The sequence below is a fragment of the Curtobacterium sp. PhB115 genome, assembly GCF_003752025.1.
In the GTDB taxonomy this organism is placed as follows: domain Bacteria; phylum Actinomycetota; class Actinomycetes; order Actinomycetales; family Microbacteriaceae; genus Curtobacterium.
In genome coordinates this window covers 1,047,437-1,063,672 of the sequence record NZ_RJKR01000005.1, presented here as the reverse complement: position 1 = coordinate 1,063,672, position 16,236 = coordinate 1,047,437, and the positions used below count along the sequence as shown (strand labels likewise).

The 16,236-nt window shown below is 72.1% G+C and carries 17 protein-coding genes; 9 read left to right on the top strand and 8 right to left on the bottom strand.

The genetic code is table 11. The features are described 5' to 3' along the window. Positions 1 to 17: 17 nt before the first annotated feature. A complete protein-coding gene (locus EDF19_RS05215; RefSeq protein ID WP_123679802.1) occupies positions 18 to 1,097 on the top strand; it encodes an alpha/beta fold hydrolase in 1,080 nt (359 codons plus the stop codon). 97 nt (positions 1,098 to 1,194) lie between these two features. On the opposite strand, the gene EDF19_RS05210 is transcribed toward EDF19_RS05215, so the two are convergent. The 5 genes from EDF19_RS05210 to EDF19_RS05190 form a co-directional block, all read right to left on the bottom strand. Then, positions 1,195 to 2,388, bottom strand: a complete 1,194-nt coding sequence (locus EDF19_RS05210) for an NAD(P)/FAD-dependent oxidoreductase (RefSeq protein WP_123679801.1) — start codon at positions 2,386 to 2,388, stop codon at positions 1,195 to 1,197. 40 nt (positions 2,389 to 2,428) lie between these two features. Continuing rightward, a complete protein-coding gene (locus tag EDF19_RS05205) occupies positions 2,429 to 3,229 on the bottom strand; it encodes an SDR family NAD(P)-dependent oxidoreductase (RefSeq protein WP_123679800.1) in 801 nt (266 codons plus the stop codon). A gap of 9 nt (positions 3,230 to 3,238) precedes the next feature. Next, complete coding sequence (locus EDF19_RS05200; RefSeq protein ID WP_123679799.1) at positions 3,239 to 3,745, bottom strand: Dps family protein; 507 nt, start codon at positions 3,743 to 3,745, stop codon at positions 3,239 to 3,241. 90 nt (positions 3,746 to 3,835) lie between these two features. After that, on the bottom strand, positions 3,836 to 4,348 hold the full coding sequence (locus EDF19_RS05195) for a MarR family winged helix-turn-helix transcriptional regulator (protein ID WP_123679798.1): 513 nt from the start codon (positions 4,346 to 4,348) through the stop codon (positions 3,836 to 3,838). Between the two features lie 181 nt (positions 4,349 to 4,529). Further along, positions 4,530 to 5,090, bottom strand: a complete 561-nt coding sequence (locus tag EDF19_RS05190; protein ID WP_123679797.1) for an NADPH-dependent FMN reductase — start codon at positions 5,088 to 5,090, stop codon at positions 4,530 to 4,532. Between the two features lie 168 nt (positions 5,091 to 5,258). Here EDF19_RS05190 and EDF19_RS05185 point away from each other — a divergent pair, with 168 nt between their 5' ends. The 3 genes from EDF19_RS05185 (at position 5,259) to EDF19_RS05175 (ending at position 8,328) form a co-directional block, all read left to right on the top strand. Then, positions 5,259 to 7,232, top strand: coding sequence for a lectin-like domain-containing protein (locus tag EDF19_RS05185; protein ID WP_148071034.1), 1,974 nt, complete (start codon positions 5,259 to 5,261; stop codon positions 7,230 to 7,232). A 173-nt stretch (positions 7,233 to 7,405) separates the two neighbouring features. Next, entirely contained in the window at positions 7,406 to 8,065 is a 660-nt protein-coding gene (locus EDF19_RS05180; protein ID WP_123679795.1) for a hypothetical protein, read from the top strand. Next, positions 8,062 to 8,328, top strand: a complete 267-nt coding sequence (locus tag EDF19_RS05175) for a hypothetical protein (RefSeq protein ID WP_123679794.1) — start codon at positions 8,062 to 8,064, stop codon at positions 8,326 to 8,328. The genes EDF19_RS05180 and EDF19_RS05175 overlap by 4 nt, the downstream gene beginning before the upstream one ends. 103 nt (positions 8,329 to 8,431) lie before the next feature. On the opposite strand, the gene EDF19_RS05170 is transcribed toward EDF19_RS05175, so the two are convergent. Next, a complete protein-coding gene (locus tag EDF19_RS05170; protein ID WP_185022684.1) occupies positions 8,432 to 9,343 on the bottom strand; it encodes a LysR family transcriptional regulator in 912 nt (303 codons plus the stop codon). Positions 9,344 to 9,391: 48 nt separating this feature from the next. On the opposite strand from EDF19_RS05170, the gene EDF19_RS05165 reads away from it, so the two are divergent. Together EDF19_RS05165 and EDF19_RS05160 are read left to right on the top strand one after the other, a co-directional pair. Continuing rightward, positions 9,392 to 10,642, top strand: a complete 1,251-nt coding sequence (locus tag EDF19_RS05165) for an MFS transporter (protein ID WP_260216937.1) — start codon at positions 9,392 to 9,394, stop codon at positions 10,640 to 10,642. A 151-nt stretch (positions 10,643 to 10,793) separates the two neighbouring features. Further along, complete coding sequence (locus tag EDF19_RS05160) at positions 10,794 to 11,426, top strand: hypothetical protein (protein ID WP_123679791.1); 633 nt, start codon at positions 10,794 to 10,796, stop codon at positions 11,424 to 11,426. Positions 11,427 to 11,584: 158 nt separating this feature from the next. On the opposite strand, the gene EDF19_RS05155 is transcribed toward EDF19_RS05160, so the two are convergent. Next, a complete protein-coding gene (locus EDF19_RS05155; protein ID WP_123679790.1) occupies positions 11,585 to 12,499 on the bottom strand; it encodes a cation diffusion facilitator family transporter in 915 nt (304 codons plus the stop codon). A 48-nt stretch (positions 12,500 to 12,547) separates the two neighbouring features. On the opposite strand from EDF19_RS05155, the gene EDF19_RS05150 reads away from it, so the two are divergent. Continuing rightward, entirely contained in the window at positions 12,548 to 13,213 is a 666-nt protein-coding gene (locus EDF19_RS05150) for a DUF4166 domain-containing protein (RefSeq protein ID WP_123679789.1), read from the top strand. Position 13,214: 1 nt separating this feature from the next. Then, the gene (locus tag EDF19_RS05145; protein WP_123679788.1) at positions 13,215 to 14,192 is read left to right on the top strand and encodes an epimerase; all 978 of its coding nucleotides are present in this window, start codon (positions 13,215 to 13,217) and stop codon (positions 14,190 to 14,192) included. Here EDF19_RS05145 and EDF19_RS05140 read toward each other — a convergent pair. After that, positions 14,161 to 15,183: an EamA family transporter gene (locus EDF19_RS05140; RefSeq protein WP_123679787.1), complete on the bottom strand. Its 1,023-nt coding sequence runs from the start codon at positions 15,181 to 15,183 to the stop codon at positions 14,161 to 14,163. The genes EDF19_RS05145 and EDF19_RS05140 overlap by 32 nt on opposite strands. A 71-nt stretch (positions 15,184 to 15,254) precedes the next feature. On the opposite strand from EDF19_RS05140, the gene EDF19_RS05135 reads away from it, so the two are divergent. After that, a complete protein-coding gene (locus tag EDF19_RS05135) occupies positions 15,255 to 16,169 on the top strand; it encodes a LysR family transcriptional regulator (protein ID WP_123679786.1) in 915 nt (304 codons plus the stop codon). The last annotated feature ends 67 nt before the right edge of the window (positions 16,170 to 16,236 follow it).

Here is a 16,236-nt window from a genome sequence, read left to right as displayed (position 1 = left end):
GACCCGAGGAGACCCACGTGAACGACGAGCACACGGCAGCCACCCCGGACCCGGCGAGCGAACTCGCGCAGGCGGAGAACGCCGACGTGACGGTGGAGGTGGACCGGGTCGCCGTCGACGGCACCTACGTCCGCGTCAGCTCCATCGGTGAGCCGGGCGAGCGGGCCTTCGTGCTCGTCGCCGGCCTCGGCATCGCGGCCACCTACTACGAGCGGCTCGCCCCGCACCTGAACGAGAACGGTCCGGTGCACGCGCTGGACCTGCCCGGGTTCGCGGGCGTGCCGCGCTTCCGGGGCAAGGTCTCGATCGAGCGGTACGCCGACGCGGTCGAGAAGGTCCTCGACGACCTCGGTCTCGAGGACCCGGTGCTCGTCGGCCACTCGATGGGCACGCAGGTGGTGACCGAGGTGGCATCGCGTCGTCCGGAGCTGTCCGACCTCGTCCTGATCAGCCCGGTGGTGGACTCGCACGCGCGCACCGTCCGGCAGTCCGCGTGGCGGTTCCTGCGGTCGACGCTGCACGAGCCCGCTGCGGTCCGCTGGCACGGGATCACAGCGTACGTCCTGTGCGGCTGGCACTGGTTCAGCAAGGTCCTGCCGCGGATGATCGCGTTCCCGATCGAGGAGCGTGCCGCCCTGGTGCAGGCGCGGACCCTCATCGTCCGTGGTGAGCACGACGCGATGGTGCCGCGGGACTGGATCCGCCGGCTCGCGCGGGTGTTCCCGTACGCGGTCCTCCGCGAGGTCGTCGACGGCGCCCACTCGGTGATGCACGCGCAGGCCGACGCGGTGGCCCGGCTGGCGGTCGCGCACGTCGCCGGTGACCTGCCGGACCGCGGGGTCTCCTCGCTGCAGCGGGTCCGCGACGACTCGACGGCGTCGGACCTGTCGCGACTCGCCCCCGGCGAGGCCTGGCTGCTCGTCAAGTCGCGGTTCGTCGAGCTGTTCGGCATGGCGCGGAACGACGACGAGACCCTCGAGGCGGCGAAGTCCGCACACGCCGTCGCGATGGCGGACGGCGACGACCTGCCGGTCGACCCGGCCGACCGCGCAGCGGTCCTGGACACGGTCGCCCCCGAAGCCCGCAAGGCGCGCTGAGCGGGGCTCTCGACGCACGCACTGGAGGCCCGGTGCCGGTCCACGGGACCGGCACCGGGCCTCCAGTCGGTCGCGTCCAGGGCGACCAGCGCTCCGGTCAGGCCGTGATGCGGCCCGGCAGCATGTCCGTCGTCAGGGCGTGCGCCTCGGCGAGGACCTTCCGGGCCTCGTCGGTCTTGTCCCACACGTTCCAGAGCAGGATCCCGCGCACGAGCTGGTCGTCGTCGAGGTAGTAGACGACGCCGGTGACCGTCGGTTCCTGCCAGTCCTCGAGCGTGCGGAGCGAGGTCGAGACCTGTCCGACCGCCTCGTACCCCATGTCGAAGACGTCGGAGTAGAACATCGGCGTGTGGTCGTAGGTCTCGTCGGCGTCGGCGAGGTTGCGCCCCGCCTGGCGCCCCTGCTGCTGCGCGTTGTCGACGTGCTCGACGCGACGGGTGCCGAGGATCCGGTCCGGGTACTCGGCGACGTCACCCGCGGCGAACACCGAGTCGTCGTCGGTGCGCAGGGTCGACGACACGAGGATGCCGTCCCGGACGGTGAGTCCGGCGTCGGCTGCGAGTGCGGTCGCGGGTTCGATGCCGAGTCCGACGACGACGGCGTCGGCCTCGACCACGGAGCCGTCGTCGAGCGTGAGGACGACGCCCGTGTCCGTCTCGGAGCCGGAGGTGACCCGTCGGCCGAGCCGGAGCTCGACGCCGTGGTCGACGAAGCGCTGCTGGAAGGCCGTCGCCAGGTCCTCGGGGAACATCCGTCCGCCGACGATCTCGTCCGGGTCGACCAGGGTCACGCGAGCGCCGTTCTGCACGACGCCAGCCGCGATCTCGGTGCCGATGTACCCGCCGCCGACGACGGCGACGTGCGCTCCGGCGTCGGCCAGGGCGCGCAGACGCCGGTAGTCGGCCGCGCTGCGGTAGTCGAGGACACGCTCGGACGGCTCGAGGCCCGGCAGGCTGCGCGGCTTCCCACCCGTGGCGATGAGCAGGCGCTCGTAGCCGTGGGTGGCGCCGTCGTCGGTCGTGACGGTCTTCCCGGTGCGGTCGATCGCCGTCACCCGGGTCCCGAGGACGAAGGTCGCCCCGGTCTCCTCGGTGTGCAGGTCGACCTTCTCGTCCCAGTCGAACTCGGGGTCCGTCCACAGCTTCTTGGACAGCGCCGGTCGTGCGTACGGCCGGTCGACGTCCTCGCTGACGATGCCGATCGAGCCGTCCGGGTCGATCTCCCGGACGCCTCGAGCGGCGGAGTCGGCGACCATCCCGCCGCCGACGATGAGGTAGCGGTAGTCGGTCATCGTGCCTCCTGGTTCAGATCGTGGCGACGTCGTGGGAACGTCAGATCGTGGCGACCGAGCCGGAGTCGACCCGGTAGTTCGAACCGTTGACGAAGCTGGCGAGGTCGGAGCAGAGGAACGCGATGACGTTCGCGACCTCTTCCGGTTCACCGCGTCGCTTGAGTTCCATGTACGGCCGCTCCTCGTCGAGGAACGACTCGATGGCCTCGTCGAAGCTCTGGCCGGTCTGCTTGGCCCGCTTGTCCATCATCGCGTCGGTCATCGGCGTGTGGATGAAGGCGGGGCTGACCGTGTTCACGAGCAGGCCCTCGGTCGCGTAGGAACGCGAGAGGCCCTTCGCGAACGACAGCACGCCCGCCTTCGCCGCGCAGTACGGCAGCTCGTCGTCGTACGGCTGCGACGCGTCCTCCGACACGAGGTACACGATGCGGCCCCAGCCGCCCTGTCGCAGGTCGCCGATGAACTCGCGGGTGATGCGGACCGGGCCCATCAGATCGATGTCGATGGTCTTCGCCCAGCCCTCCTCGTCGATCTCGTGGAACAGCCCCTGGGCGCCGGTGACGCCGGAGGACTGCACCAGGATGTCGATCTCGCCGACGGCGTCCCGCACCTTCTCGTGCAGGGCCGCGAGGCTCGCCGTGTCCGTGACGTCCGCCGCGAACGCGTGCAGCTTGCCCTGCGGTGCCTCGAGCTGGTCGGCGCTGTTGTCGAGCTGCGCCTGGTCGATGTCGCTCACGACGACGGTCGCGCCCTCCTGCAGGAGGATGCGCGCCGTGTTCCAGCCGATGCCGGAGTCGGCACCGAAGACGAGTGCGGTCTTCCCCTGGATCCCGAGGTCCACCCGGCCCCCTTACGCGTGCGCCGAGGCGTTGGCGACGGCGGGCGTGGTGGCCGAGGCGAGCGGCGTGCTCGGTGCGCGGTTCTCGGCGGAGACCATCCACGCGAGCTGCTCGAGGCGCTCGATGAAACCGTGGAGCAGGTCCGCGGTCGTCGGGTCCTCTTCGTCGACCTCGTCGTGCACATCGCGCATGGTGCCGGTCGCCTGGTAGAGGCGGAGCGTCACCTGGTCGATGGCGTCGTGCGTCGTGATCTCGCCCTCGGGGAACTGGTCGAGGTGGCTCGAGGCCGCGACCGTGCTCGAGCGGCCGTCGGGCACGGCGTAGAGCGCGCGCATGCGCTCGGCGGTGTCGTCCGCGAACTCACGTGCGGCGTCGACGATCTCGTCGAGCTGCAGGTGCAGGTCGCGGAAGTTCGTGCCCAGGATGTTCCAGTGGGCCTGCTTGCCCTGCAGGTGCAGGTCGATGAGGTCCACGAGGACGGCCTGGAGGTTCTTGGCGAGCTTGTCCGATGCGTGCATGATCGGCTCCTTTCGCGTCGGTTGACCGTTCCGGTCTACGCGCCGCGGCAGAGTCGGCTCTCAGAGCACGTGGAACGAGGTGTCCCCCGGTCAGTGTGCGGGGGCCGGATCGACCAGGTCGACCGCTTCGCGCATCTGCTCGAGGAAGGCGGCGACGATGCGGGCCTCGCCCGCCGGGAGCCCCTCGGCGATCGACATCATCCGGCGGTGCATCACACCGAGGGTCGCGCGGACCTCGTCGTCGGTCTCCGTCGTCGGGGTGATCACGAGCGCACGACGGTCGGTCGGGTGGGGGTCGCGACGCACGTGGTTCGACTTCACGAGCCGGTCGATGAGGATCGTCGTCGAGGCCGAGGAGATCTTGAGGTACGCGGCGAGGTCCTTCGGGCTGACGCTGCGGCCGGATCGCTGGGCCTGCAGCAGGTAGCGGACGGCCAGCAGGTCGGTCTCGCCCATGCCCATGGAGTCCCGGGTGCGGCGGCGCATCGCGGTCTCGGCGGAGCGGTAGCGGCGCAGGGCGTTGAGGACGGCGACCCCGCGCTGGGTCGCATCGTCGTCGGGGAACCAGTACCCGGACGCCTCGGTGATCTCCTGCATGGACATGGGGTCAGGGTAACCCGTCTCGTTAGTAGGTCGTCTAGCGAACGCACGGGTTGCGATCGTGCGTTGTCGCGGGTCGCAGTCGTGCCTGCGCGCGGGTCGCGGTCGTGCGTGCGCACGGGACGGACGGGAGGCCCGTGGCGGTGTCGCCACGGGCCTCCCGTCCGTCGTCTGGTCGCGTGGGCTACGCGGCAGCTGCGGGCTCCTGCGCGGCCTCGGCGAGCGCGTTCAGCGCGCCCTGCACGAGCGTGGTGACCTCGGCGTCCTCGCGCGGGTGCGTCTCGGCGAAGCGGACGACCGACTGCGGGATGGCGACCTTGACGTCCTCGAGCACCTTCGCGCCCGCGATCCCGGCGGCCTTGCGGGCGTCGTCGTGTGCCCAGACGCCGCCGTACTGGCCGAACGCCGAGCCGATGACGGCGAGCGGCTTGCCGGACAGCGGGGAAGCGCCGAACGGACGTGAGGCCCAGTCGAGCGCGTTCTTCAGCACGGCGGGGATGGTGCCGTTGTACTCGGGCGTGACGACGAGCACGGCGTCCGAGTCGTCGATCGCGGCACGGAAGGCGACGGCCGAGGCGGGCGGGGTGTCGCCGTCGATGTCCTCGTTGTAGAAGGGCAGGTCCACGATGCCGTCGAAGGTCGAGAGCTCGATGCCCTCGGGGGCGTGGTGGTCGGCCGCCTCGGCGAGCTTGCGGTTGATCGAGCCGGCGCGGAGGCTGCCGACGAGCACGAGGACGTTCGTCATGTGGTGATCCTTCTTGTTCTGAGACGGAAAGGTGTCACCGACAACCAATGCACGCGTCCGGAGCGCTATTCCCGATCCCTTCCTCCACAGCCCGGAGGCCCGTGGCCGCGTTCCACAGATCGGTCCCGGGCCCCGCGGTCGCCGGGTCCAGATCGCGACGATCGGTCCATGACAGAACCCACTGCACCAGCATCCGTCCCACGACCGGCCCGATCACGCGTGGCGCGGCGCCTCGCCACTGCGTGCACCGCGCTCACCGCCCTGGCCGTGCTCGCGGCCCCGGCGGTCGCCCCGTCCGGCTCGAACGCCGCCGCGCTCGACTTCCCGTACGTCAACCAGTTCTCCAGCGCGTCCGGTGGCGCCCTGCACGGAGACGCGGCGGTGTCCGGCGGGCGGCTCCGGCTGACGGAGGACGTCCGGAACCAGGCCGGCGCGTGGTCCACGAACGACACGTTCCCCTCGGACACCGGGCTCGAGATCGAGTTCACGTACGCGATGTACAGCGACAAGGACGACCCCGGAGCGGACGGGCTCCTGCTCTACCTGGCCGACGGGGCAGCCGCGCAGGGCGTCGGGTCGTTCGGCGCGGGGCTCGGGTACGCCTGCCGGAAAGAGGTCACCGAGGGCGGCGGTCGGGTGTGCGACCTGCCGGGGGTCCCCGGCGGGTTCGCGGGGATCGCGATCGACCACTACGGCAACTTCTCGTCGCGGATCAACGGGTCCGGGCCGGGAGCCCAGCCCGGCATGGTGGTGGTGCGTGGCTCCGGTGACGGCATCACCGGGTACCGGTACGTCGACGGCGCACCCGCTCCCGGTGGTGCCGAGAGCGCCGGTTCGGCTCCGCGGAAGGTCCGCGTCACGCTGCTGCCGGGGGGCGCCGGTGAGCTGTCGATGACCGTGCGTCTGCAGGTCGGGTCGACGATGCGCACCGTGCTCGACGCCGTGCCGCTCCACGGCGACGACCAGACCGCACTGCCGAGCACGCTCCGCCTCGGCTTCGCCGGCGCAACCGGCAGCCATGTGAACAAGCACGAGGTCGACGCGCTCCGGGTGTGGAAGCCGGCGGACCTGTCGGTCGAGCACGACCTGCCGCCGACCGCCGAGGCCGGCAAGCCCGTCGCCTACACGGTCACCGCGCGAAACCCCGGGCCGAACGCCGCCGACCCGAGCCCACTGCGGGTCGACGTCCCCGACGGCATCGAGGACGTCTCCTGGAACTGCACGGCCGCCGACGGCTCCGGCTGCGCCACCGCGACGGGCACGGGGGACGTGGCGACCGACCTGTCGCTGCCGCGCGGGGGTTCGGCGGTCGTCACGGTCGAGGGCACGATCGCCGAGCAGGCCGCGGGCGAACTCGAGAGCGTGGCCACGATCGCCCCGCCGACCTCGATGTCCGACACGGACGAGTCCGACAGCACCTCGCGGGCGAGCACCACGGTCACCGCGGCCCCGCCGGAGCCCACCGTCGCGCACGTCGAGACGGACAAGTCGGTGTCGCCGTCGACCGCCGTCCGACCGGGTGACGAGGTCGAGTACCTCGTCACCGCTCGGAACCGCGGCCCGGCGGTCGCGCAGCAGGTCGGCGCGGTCGACGAGCTGCCCGACGTGATGCGCTTCGCCGGCTCTGACGACGGCTGCACGGCGGTGGCCCAGGTCGTGACGTGCACCTCGGACGTGGCGCTCGCCGTGGGGGAGACCCTCGACTTCCGGATCCGTGCGGTGCTCGACCCCGAGTACCGGGGGGACGGGTCCGACGTGCTGAACGTGGCGACCGCGACCTCGCCGACCGACCCGGACGGCGGGGACCCCTCGACCGAGGTCGGCCTGGTCGTCGATCCGGGCGATGACGGCCCGGCGCCCTCGCCCTCGCCGGCGGGCCCCGGTCCTGACGACGACGGTGCCGGACCCGGTCTCCCGGACGCGCCTCGTGCGGATGGTCACGACGCCGATGCCGACGACGCGGGTCCGGTCCCCGACGACGGACCCGCTCGATCGGGTGCACTCGCCTACACCGGGGCCGAGGACCTGGGGTTGCTCGCGGCGCTCGGCGGGGCGCTGGTCGCCGCCGGGGGCGCCTGCTGGTGGCTCGCCCGACGCCGGCTGCGACGGGCAGCGGACGCCGACGGGTCTCGGCGGACCTGACCTGGTCTGACCTGACCTGGTCTGACCTGACCGGGTCTGATCTGACCTGAGCGGAACGGGGCTGGGCGGCCCGGATTCGAGCATCCTCAGTGCTCCGGGTCGCCCCGCGGTCGGTCGGCACTCGCACCGGCGGTAGGATCGACATCACGATCCGGCTGCCTGAAAGAGGTCTCGTGTCCGACACCGTGGACGACGCCACCACCGTGAACGACGCGACCCAACGCGCGCGGTACTGGCCGATCCCGATCCTCCGGGCCGTGCCCGCCGCGGTCGTGGCGATGGTCATCACCTTCTCGTCGAACCACGCCGCCGGGTACGGGCTCCTGCTGTTCGGGGCCTTCGCCCTGGTCGAGGGACTCGTGCTCCTCTTCGCCGCCCTGAACCGGATGCCGCTCGATGCCCGGTCCCGCCGCACAACGTTGCTGCAGGCCGTCATCACGCTGCTCGCGGCGGTCGCCGGGTTCGCCGGCAACGGCCTCGGCCTGCCCGCGTTCATCGCGGTCGTCGTCGCGTTCGCCGTGCTGACCGGAGCCCTCGAACTCACGCAGGGGCTGCGCGCCCGTCGTCGTTCCCCCTTCTCCCGCGACTGGACCACGATCGGCGGGCTCACCCTGCTGCTCGCGATCGCGTTCCTCGTCACCCCGCCGGACTACTCCCAGCAGCTCGGCGGTGTGGAACAGGTCACCGGGACCCTCGACGCCTCGATCGTCCTCGTCGGCCTGCTCGGCGCGTACCTCGCCATCACGGCGGTCTTCCACGTGATCGCCGGCCTCTCGCACAAGTGGGGAACGGCCGCACCGGCCGTCGCCCCGGACGGAGCACCACACGCATGACCACCCCCAGCCGTCGTGACCGTCTTCGCCCGGTCGAGCTCCTCGGGATCTCCGCGATCATCGCGGTGTTCACCGGGCTCGTCGTGCTGTTCTCGACGCGGGAACTGCAGCTGGCCGTGATCTTCCTCGGCGTCGCGTTCATCGTGGTCGTCGTGGTCCTCGCCATGCTGCAGCTCGCCTCCACCAGCGACCAGGACGACAACGACATGCTCGGCGGACACAAGACGCCGGGCGACGGCGACGGCGGCAACGACTTCCACTGACCCGGAGCTCCGCCGGCCGGTCGGACGGGGCCGACCACCGCACATCGTGAGCAGGAATGGTCGCCTCGCGAACCGCGACCCGACCGTTCCTGCTCACGAAGCGTCACTCGACGCGCGCCGCCACGATGTCCCGCGCCAGGGCCCGCACCGCGCGGTTCGGCTCCGGGCTCGTCCGCATCGCCAGGCCGATGCGCAGGGGTTCGACGTCGTCCTCCAACTCGAGCACCGCACCGTCGTGCCGCACCCCCGAGTCCGGCACGACCCCGACGCCGAGCCCGGCCGACGCGAACCGGATCACCGCGGGCATGTCGTTCATCTCCGCCACGATGCGCCGACGGATCCCGAGCCGTTCGAGTGCGGCGTCCAGGATGATCCGGTTCCCGAACCCGTGCGCCGTGTCGATGAACGGCTCGTCCGCGAGCTCTGACAGGGACACCGATCCCCGGCCGGCGAGCGGGTGGTCGGCGGCCGTGAACACACGGAACGGCATCACGCGCAGGGGCTCCACCACGACTCCGGAGGGCAGTGCGGGCAGCCCCGTGTAGGCGAGGTCGAGCCGGCCCGCCGCGAGGTCCTGCACGAGCCCGGTCGTCCCCGACGGCGAGGTCATCAGCTCCACGGCGACGAGCGGGTGCCGCTGCCGGAACCGCCGGAGTACCCCGGTCAGGTCGACGATGTCCATGCTGGTGAAGATGCCGAGCCGCACCCGACCCCGCAGATCAGCGTCGTCGACGGTGGCCAGGTCGCGCATGCGGTCGAGCGACTCGAGCACGGCGCGGGCGTGGGGGAGCAGGTCCTCTCCAGCGGTGGTGAGCACGAGGTGCCGGCCGGTGCGGTCGAAGAGCCGGACTCCGAGGGTCCGTTCGAGCGACGCGATCCCCGCCGACACGGTCGACTGCGCGGCCCAGAGGCGTTCCGCGGCGCGGGTGACGCTGCCCTCTGCGGCGACGGTGACGAACTGTTCGAGCAGGCGGGTCTCCACCCACCCATCATCGATCACGTCGATGGCTTCCATCAAGAGCATCCGTTGGACTCGATGAGCGCCGGGCGTCATCATCGGAGCATGTCAACCGTCACGGAAGCCCCGGCCAGTCAGCGCGTGTCCGCACCTCGCGGACACGGTTCCCACACGCGTCGGCGCCACGGGTTCGGCTTCTGGGCCGTCGCCTTCGCGTTCCTCTCGGTGATGGCCTTCGCGACCGTCCCCGCACCGCTGTACGTCATCTACCAGGCGCGCGACGGCTTCCCGACCTTCACGACGACGGTGATCTTCGCCGCGTACGGCGTCGGCGTCGTCGGTGCGCTGTACCTCGCCGGCCACCTCAGCGACGTGCACGGACGCCGACCGCTCATCCTCGTGTCGATCGCGCTCGAGCTCGTGGCCGCCGTGCTCTTCCTCGTGTGGAACGACGTCTCCGGGTTGATCGTCGCCCGGCTCGTCACCGGCCTCGGTGTCGGACTGCTCACGGCCACCGCGACCGCGCACCTCGGGGAGCTCCGCGTCCGCGCGACCGGTTCGCCCGACTCCGCGAAGGGTGCGAGCGTCGCGGCCGGTGCGGTCAACCTCGGCGGCCTGTCACTCGGGGCCCTCGTCGGTGGCGCACTCGCCGAGTTCGTCGGGCAGCCGCTGATGGTCCCGTACGTCGTCTTCGTCGTCGCCCTCGCCATCGCGTTCGCCCTCGTGCTCGCCGTCCCGGAGACCGTCGACCGCCCGACCACCCCCGTGCCCTACCGCCCGCAGCGCATGCAGGCACCGGAGGGCAAGGGCGCCGAGTTCTGGGCCGCCGGTACCGCAGCGTTCGCGGCCCTCGCGGTGCAGGGACTCTTCACCTCGGTCGCGCCGTCGTTCCTCGGTACCACCTTCCACGTCACCGACCGGCTCGCTGCCGGCGCCACGACCTTCGGGGTGTTCGCCGCGAGTGCGGTGTCGCAGATCGTGTTCGCCCGACTGACGCAGCGGAAGCAGATCCGTCTCGGCATGGTGCTGCTCGTCGGCGGACTCGTGATCCTGGCCGTCGCCGCGCTGTTGCTGCAGGTCGCCGGCTTCATCGGCGGTGGCGTCATCGCCGGTGCCGGGGTCGGTCTGCTCTTCCGGGCCAGCATCGCCAGCGCCGGGGCCCTCGTCGGCCCGGAGCGTCGCGGCGGAGTGCTCGCTGCCACCTTCCTCATCGCCTACGCCGGGCTCACGGTGCCGGTCGTGGCGGTCGGCGCGGCGCTCCTGGTGATCCCGACGCTCCCCGTCCTGATCGGGTACGTGGTGCTCGTCGCCGTCCTGGCCGTCGTCGCCGGGACCCGGCTGGCCGCGCGCGCCTGACGCGGGGCGGGCCTCCCGTCCGTCCCCGGCGCAACCCGTCTGCCCGGCGCGGCCGGTCTGCCCGGCGCATCCCGTCTACCCGTCGTCCGCGACCCGGCCCGGAGGCGTGACCCGGCCCGGACGCACGATCCGCCTCCGGCATACTGGGCGCGTGCCCCAGAACCGCAACCGTCCCGTCATCACCGGGATCGCGGCCGTGGTGGCCGCTGGTCTCCTCGCGGGCGGGCTGTTCCTGACGGCGCGGCAGGGCGCGGACGACCCGACCATCGGCGGCTCGACCATCCGCGGCTCGACCGGCGGCGGTTCGACCGTCGGTGCGACGACCGGTGCTGCATCGCCCGCGGGTGACAGCACCGTCACCATCACCCGCACGGGGCCCGACCTGCCCGGGTCTGCCGCCCTCGCACGGTGCGACAGCACGACCCGGGCGGCCGTCGCCGAGTACGACACCGCGGCACTCGGCCGGGTCACGATGGAGTGCGGGAACTCGGGGCAGGGCTACGAGCACATCCGCATCCGGCACACCGCCGACTGGCAGGACGTCGTCGCCGGGCACGGCTCCCGCGACTGGGACGACGCCATGTTGACCGCGGTGCAGACGGCCCTGACCGCACCGAGGTCCGGCTTCCCCGTCGACGCCGGCGACGGCAAGGTCTGCTACGCGGCGCCGGTGCGGTTCGACGACGGCTCGCGGCCGGACGACGACCCGTTCGTCAAGGTGATCGTCTCCGCCACCAACGACCGCGTCATCACGGCGTACCCGACCAGCACCGACGACTGCTGACGCGCACCGGTTCTGCGGCAGAACACCGGTTGATCGCCTCGTGTTCTGTCGGAACATGCGCGTGCACCAGTTGCGTGCGCATCTTGCGACAGAACACGCGTCGATCGCCTCGTGGAACGTCGCGAACGTGCGCAACCCGCCGCGCCCGAACGCAACCGCTACGCGTGCACCTCGTGCTCGTGCCGCCGGTGCGACGCCGGCTCCAACTGGAACGTCGAGTGCTCCACCGGGACGTCGAAGTGCTCCGCCACGCACTGCTGCAGCTCGTCGAGGATCCGCGGAGCGTGCGCCGTCGAGAAGCAGTGGTCGTCCACCACCACGTGCGCGGTCAGGTTCGGGACGCCCGTCGCCACCAGGGTCGCGTGCAGGTCGTGCACCGCGATGACGTGGTCGAGCTCGAGGATGTGGCCCCGCACGGCATCGAGGTCGAGCCCCGGCGGCGTCGACTCGAGCAGCACGTTCGCGGTCTCGCGCAGCAGCCGGATCGCCCGCGGCAGGATGAGCAGTCCGATCAGGATCGCGGCGACCGAGTCCGCCCGCTCCCACCCGGTCAGCATGAGCACGATGGCGGCGGCGATGACGGCGACGGAGCCGAGGGTGTCGTTCAGGACCTCGAGCCGGGCGGCGCGTGAGGTGAACCCCTCGCCGGAGGCCCGCAGCAGCACGGCGTAGGCGACCAGGTTGCCGACGAGTCCGATGATCCCGAACACCAGGAGTGGCCCGGAGTGGATGTCCGCCGGCACGAACAGTCGCTGGATCGCCGAGATGATCACGTACACGCCGACCGCGAGCAGGATCGCCGCCTGCGCCGTGGCCCCGAGGACCTCGGCCCGCTGGAAGCCCCACGTGCGCTGCGCGGTCGGGGAACGGCGGGCGAGCCGGGTGGCGACGAGTCCGATGCCGAGCCCACCGGTGTCCACGACCATGTGGCCGGCGTCGACGAGCAGTGCGAGCGAGCCGGTGACGACGGCGCCGATCACCTCGGCAAGCAGGATGCCCGCGGAGATGCAGAACGCCACGAGCAGGGCGCGCTCGGACGCGTGCCCGTGCGAGTGCCCGTGGTCGTGTCCCATGTGCCACATCGTAGGGATCCGCACCGACGACATGCCAGGATCGAGACCGTGACCCGGTCGCCGTACGAGCTGTCCACGCCCCCGGAGGTGCTGGCCCGCCTGCACCCCCGACTCAGCACCTACTTCGGTCCGATCCCGTCCGGCCACGTCGGCCGCGGTGAAGGGGTGTTCGACGTCGTCGGCACACCTCGCCGCTGGCTCTGGCCACTGCTCGCGGTGTTCGCGCGCGATGCCGTGATGTTCCCGGTCTGGGAGCGGGACGTCCCCTTCACGGTCGAGAACCTCCCGGCTCGCGTCCGTCGTGGTCGTGCCGGACGGGAGGCCCGCCCCGCGGTCCGCGCGCACCGCACCTTCCGGTTCCGTACCGGCAGCCGCACGATGGTGGACGCCATCACCGCCGAACCGGACGGCCTGGTCGACCACCTCGGTCGCCACGGGCGCGTCAGCGCCCGGCTCCGGGCGGAGGTCGACGCGGACGGCCCCGACGCGGGCGCCCTGCGCCTGGTCTCCACGCGTGTGACGTTCCGAGCGCTGGGACGCGAGGTGCGCCTCCCGGCCCTGATCGCGCCGCGTGTGACGCTGATGGAACGATTCGATGACGAAGCGGACGTGCAGCGCGTGTCCCTGGTGCTCTCGGCACCGGTGCTCGGCACGCTGTACCGGTACGAGGGGGCGTTCCGGTACGAGATCGCGCCGGACACAGGACGGGGATGAGATGAGCGACCAGATGGGCCGCGTCGTGATCGCGGGAGCGAGCGGGTTCGTGGGGCAGTACCTGCGCGATGCCTTCACCGAGGAGGGCTACCAGGTCGTCACGGTCGGGCGGACCGGCGACGCGGTGTGGGGCAACACGATGCGGATCCGCGAGCTCGTCGACGGTGCAGCCCTCGTCGTGAACATGGCGGGCAAGAGTGTGAACTGCCGGTACGGCCGCCGGAACAGGGCGGAGATCGTGCGCTCCCGGGTGGACACCACGCTCGAGCTCGCCGAGGCGATCCGCACCGCGGAACACCCGCCGCCGCTGTGGGTGAACGCCTCCACCGCGACGATCTACCGGCACGCCGACGACCGCCCGCAGGACGACGCGACGGGTGAGCTCGGCGAGGGCTTCTCCGTCTCGGTGGCCCGAGCGTGGGAGGACGCGTTCTTCTCCGCCGACCTGCCGCACACCCGACGGGTGGCGCTCCGGATGGCGATCGTCTTCGGTGACGGCAGCGCCCTGGTCCCGCTCCTCCGGCTCGCGCAGACCGGGCTCGGCGGCCCGCAGTACGACGGTGCCTGGGTGCCGACGCGCTCCCGGCTCCGGGCCGGCACGTACCACCACCACCGACCGACCCGTGGGCGGCAGCGGTTCAGCTGGGTGCACATCGCCGACGTCCTCGGCACGATCCGCTTCGTCCGCGACCACCCGGAGCTCGAGGGGCCGCTCAACGTGTCGAGCCCGAACCCGTCGGACAACCGCACCGTGATGGCGACGATCCGGGACGCCGTCGGTCGGCGGTTCGGGCTGCCGACGCCGCGCTGGATGCTCGAGATCGGGTCGTTCGCGATCCGCACCGAGACCGAGCTGGTGCTGAAGAGCCGGTGGGTGGTGCCGAGCCGGCTGCTCGAGGCCGGCTACGAGTTCCGGTACCCGCACCTGCGCGGCGCGCTCGCCGGGATCATCGCGGAACGTCGCCAGCACCGGGGCTGATGGTCGGTTCGAGGTCGCGCGGACTGCCGCTCGCGAGCGGTCCGGACAGCATGTCGTACGACCTCGGCGACACGGCCGCGGCGCGTCTTGCGAACTCGCCGCCGGTGGACGATCGCGGCCCGCTGCCCCGCGCCGGGCGGGACGACCACAGCACCGCGGCGACCACGACCGCGCCGGCGAGGACCTCGACCAGGTCGGGCACCTCGCCGAACGCCGCCCACGACGCGAGCACCCCGACGACGGGCACGAGCATCGAGAACGGTGCGACGGTGCTCGACGGGTAGGTCGCCATGAGCCGCGACCAGATGCCGTAGCCCACCAGGGTCGCGACGAGGACGATGTAGAGCAGACCGAGGTCCGCCGGCAGGGCCTCGGCGGTGAAGGCCGTGCCGAGTGCGGCGCCGATGCGGTCCGGCCCCTCGACCACGAACGACAGCACGGCCATCGGGATCGGCGGCACGACGGACCACCACAGCGTCAGGTGCAACGGGTTCGCGGCTCCTGCTCGTCGGGTCGCGACGTTGCCGATCGCCCATCCGAGCGCCCCGCACAGCGCCAGCACCACGGGCAGCAGCGCTGCGGTCTGGGAGCGGTGCACGGCGATCAGGCCGAGGGCAGCGACCGCGATCGTCACGCCGATCACCTGCCGCCCGGTGAGCCGTTCGCGCAGGAACACCCCGGCGAGCACGACGGTGAACGGCGCCGAGGCCTGCAGCACGAGCGACGCGAGCCCCGACGGCATCCCGGACGCCATGCTCAGGTACAGGAACGAGAACTGCAGCACGCCGAGCCCGAACCCGACGAGCAGCAGTCGTCCGAACGGGATCCTCGGCCGCGGCACGAACAGCAGTGTCGGGACCGCCAGGATCGTGAAGCGCAGGGCGGCGAGCAGGAACGGCGGGAAGTGCTCGAGGGCGAGGGCCGTCGCGGGGAAGTTCAGGCCCCAGACGACCGCGACGACCACGGCGAGGAGACGGTCACGTGCGGTCATGCTCCGATCGTGGCCGTCTCGATCGTGTAGGTCCAGCGAGACTTCCGCCATCGACGTTGTAGCCTGCCTGCATGGTCGACTTCGACGTGCAGCTGCTCGCCGTCCTCCGCGAACTCGCCGAGCGCGGCAGCGTGACCGCCGTCGCCGAGGCGACCCACCGCACGCCGAGTGCGGTGTCGCAACAGCTGCAGACGCTGCAACGCCAGGTCGGCGTCCCGCTCGTCGAACGGGTGGGCCGAGGCGTCCGGCTGACCGGGCACGGCGAGGTGCTCGCGGGCCTGTCCACCGGGGTCGCGACGGCGATCGCCCGCGTCGACGCGGCCTGGCAGGAACACCTCGGCGGTGCCACGGGGCAGGTCGACCTCGCGATCTTCCCGTCCGCCGCGGAACTGCTGCTGCCCGGGGTCCTCACCCGGATGCGCGAGCACCCGGGCATCGCGCTGACCCTGGTCGACGTGGACGTCAGCGAGGGGGAGTTCGCTCCGCTCGCGGCCGACCACGACGTCGTCGTGGGCCACCGGTCCGACGGCGTCCGACCGGTGGAGCGGAGCGCCCTCGAGACGGTGCCGCTGCTGCGGGAACCGCTCGACGTGGCGCTCCCGCCGGGACACCGGCTCGAGGGCCGGCAGCGCGTCGGGATCGACGAGGTCGTCGGCGAGACCTGGATCGGCGTACCGGAGGGCTACCCGATCGACCGGGTGCTGCAGGCGATGGCCGCCGCGTCGGACACCCCGCCGAGCGTCGCGTTCCGGACGATCCACCTGCCCGTCATCGAGAACCTCGTCGCGGCGGGGCACGGCGTCGCCCTCGTGCCGCGGTACACGTCGGGCACCCGGGCGCGCGGCCGGTTCCACCTGGCAGAACTCGCGGACGTCCGCGCCGGCCGCCGGCTCGAGGCACTCGTCCGCCCCGACCGCGCGGTCCGCCCCGTGGTGCGCACCGTCCTGGAGGCGCTGGTCGCCGAGGCCCTGGACGTCACCACCTGACGTGGTCGCGCCCACTGCCGGGCGCACGCCGCGCCTCCAGGCCGGGTGTCGCGCTGCGGCAGACCCG

Coding starts and splice junctions, on each gene's coding strand:
- EDF19_RS05135 (WP_123679786.1), top strand. CDS start 15,255: ATGGTCGACTTCGACGTGCAGCTGCTCGCCGTCCTCCGCGAACTCGCC.
- EDF19_RS05140 (WP_123679787.1), bottom strand. CDS start 15,183: ATGACCGCACGTGACCGTCTCCTCGCCGTGGTCGTCGCGGTCGTCTGG.
- EDF19_RS05165 (WP_260216937.1), top strand. CDS start 9,392: ATGTCAACCGTCACGGAAGCCCCGGCCAGTCAGCGCGTGTCCGCACCT.
- EDF19_RS05170 (WP_185022684.1), bottom strand. CDS start 9,343: ATGGAAGCCATCGACGTGATCGATGATGGGTGGGTGGAGACCCGCCTG.
- EDF19_RS05175 (WP_123679794.1), top strand. CDS start 8,062: ATGACCACCCCCAGCCGTCGTGACCGTCTTCGCCCGGTCGAGCTCCTC.
- EDF19_RS05210 (WP_123679801.1), bottom strand. CDS start 2,388: ATGACCGACTACCGCTACCTCATCGTCGGCGGCGGGATGGTCGCCGAC.
- EDF19_RS05200 (WP_123679799.1), bottom strand. CDS start 3,745: ATGCACGCATCGGACAAGCTCGCCAAGAACCTCCAGGCCGTCCTCGTG.
- EDF19_RS05190 (WP_123679797.1), bottom strand. CDS start 5,090: ATGACGAACGTCCTCGTGCTCGTCGGCAGCCTCCGCGCCGGCTCGATC.
- EDF19_RS05195 (WP_123679798.1), bottom strand. CDS start 4,348: ATGTCCATGCAGGAGATCACCGAGGCGTCCGGGTACTGGTTCCCCGAC.
- EDF19_RS05145 (WP_123679788.1), top strand. CDS start 13,215: ATGAGCGACCAGATGGGCCGCGTCGTGATCGCGGGAGCGAGCGGGTTC.
- EDF19_RS05155 (WP_123679790.1), bottom strand. CDS start 12,499: ATGGGACACGACCACGGGCACTCGCACGGGCACGCGTCCGAGCGCGCC.
- EDF19_RS05185 (WP_148071034.1), top strand. CDS start 5,259: ATGACAGAACCCACTGCACCAGCATCCGTCCCACGACCGGCCCGATCA.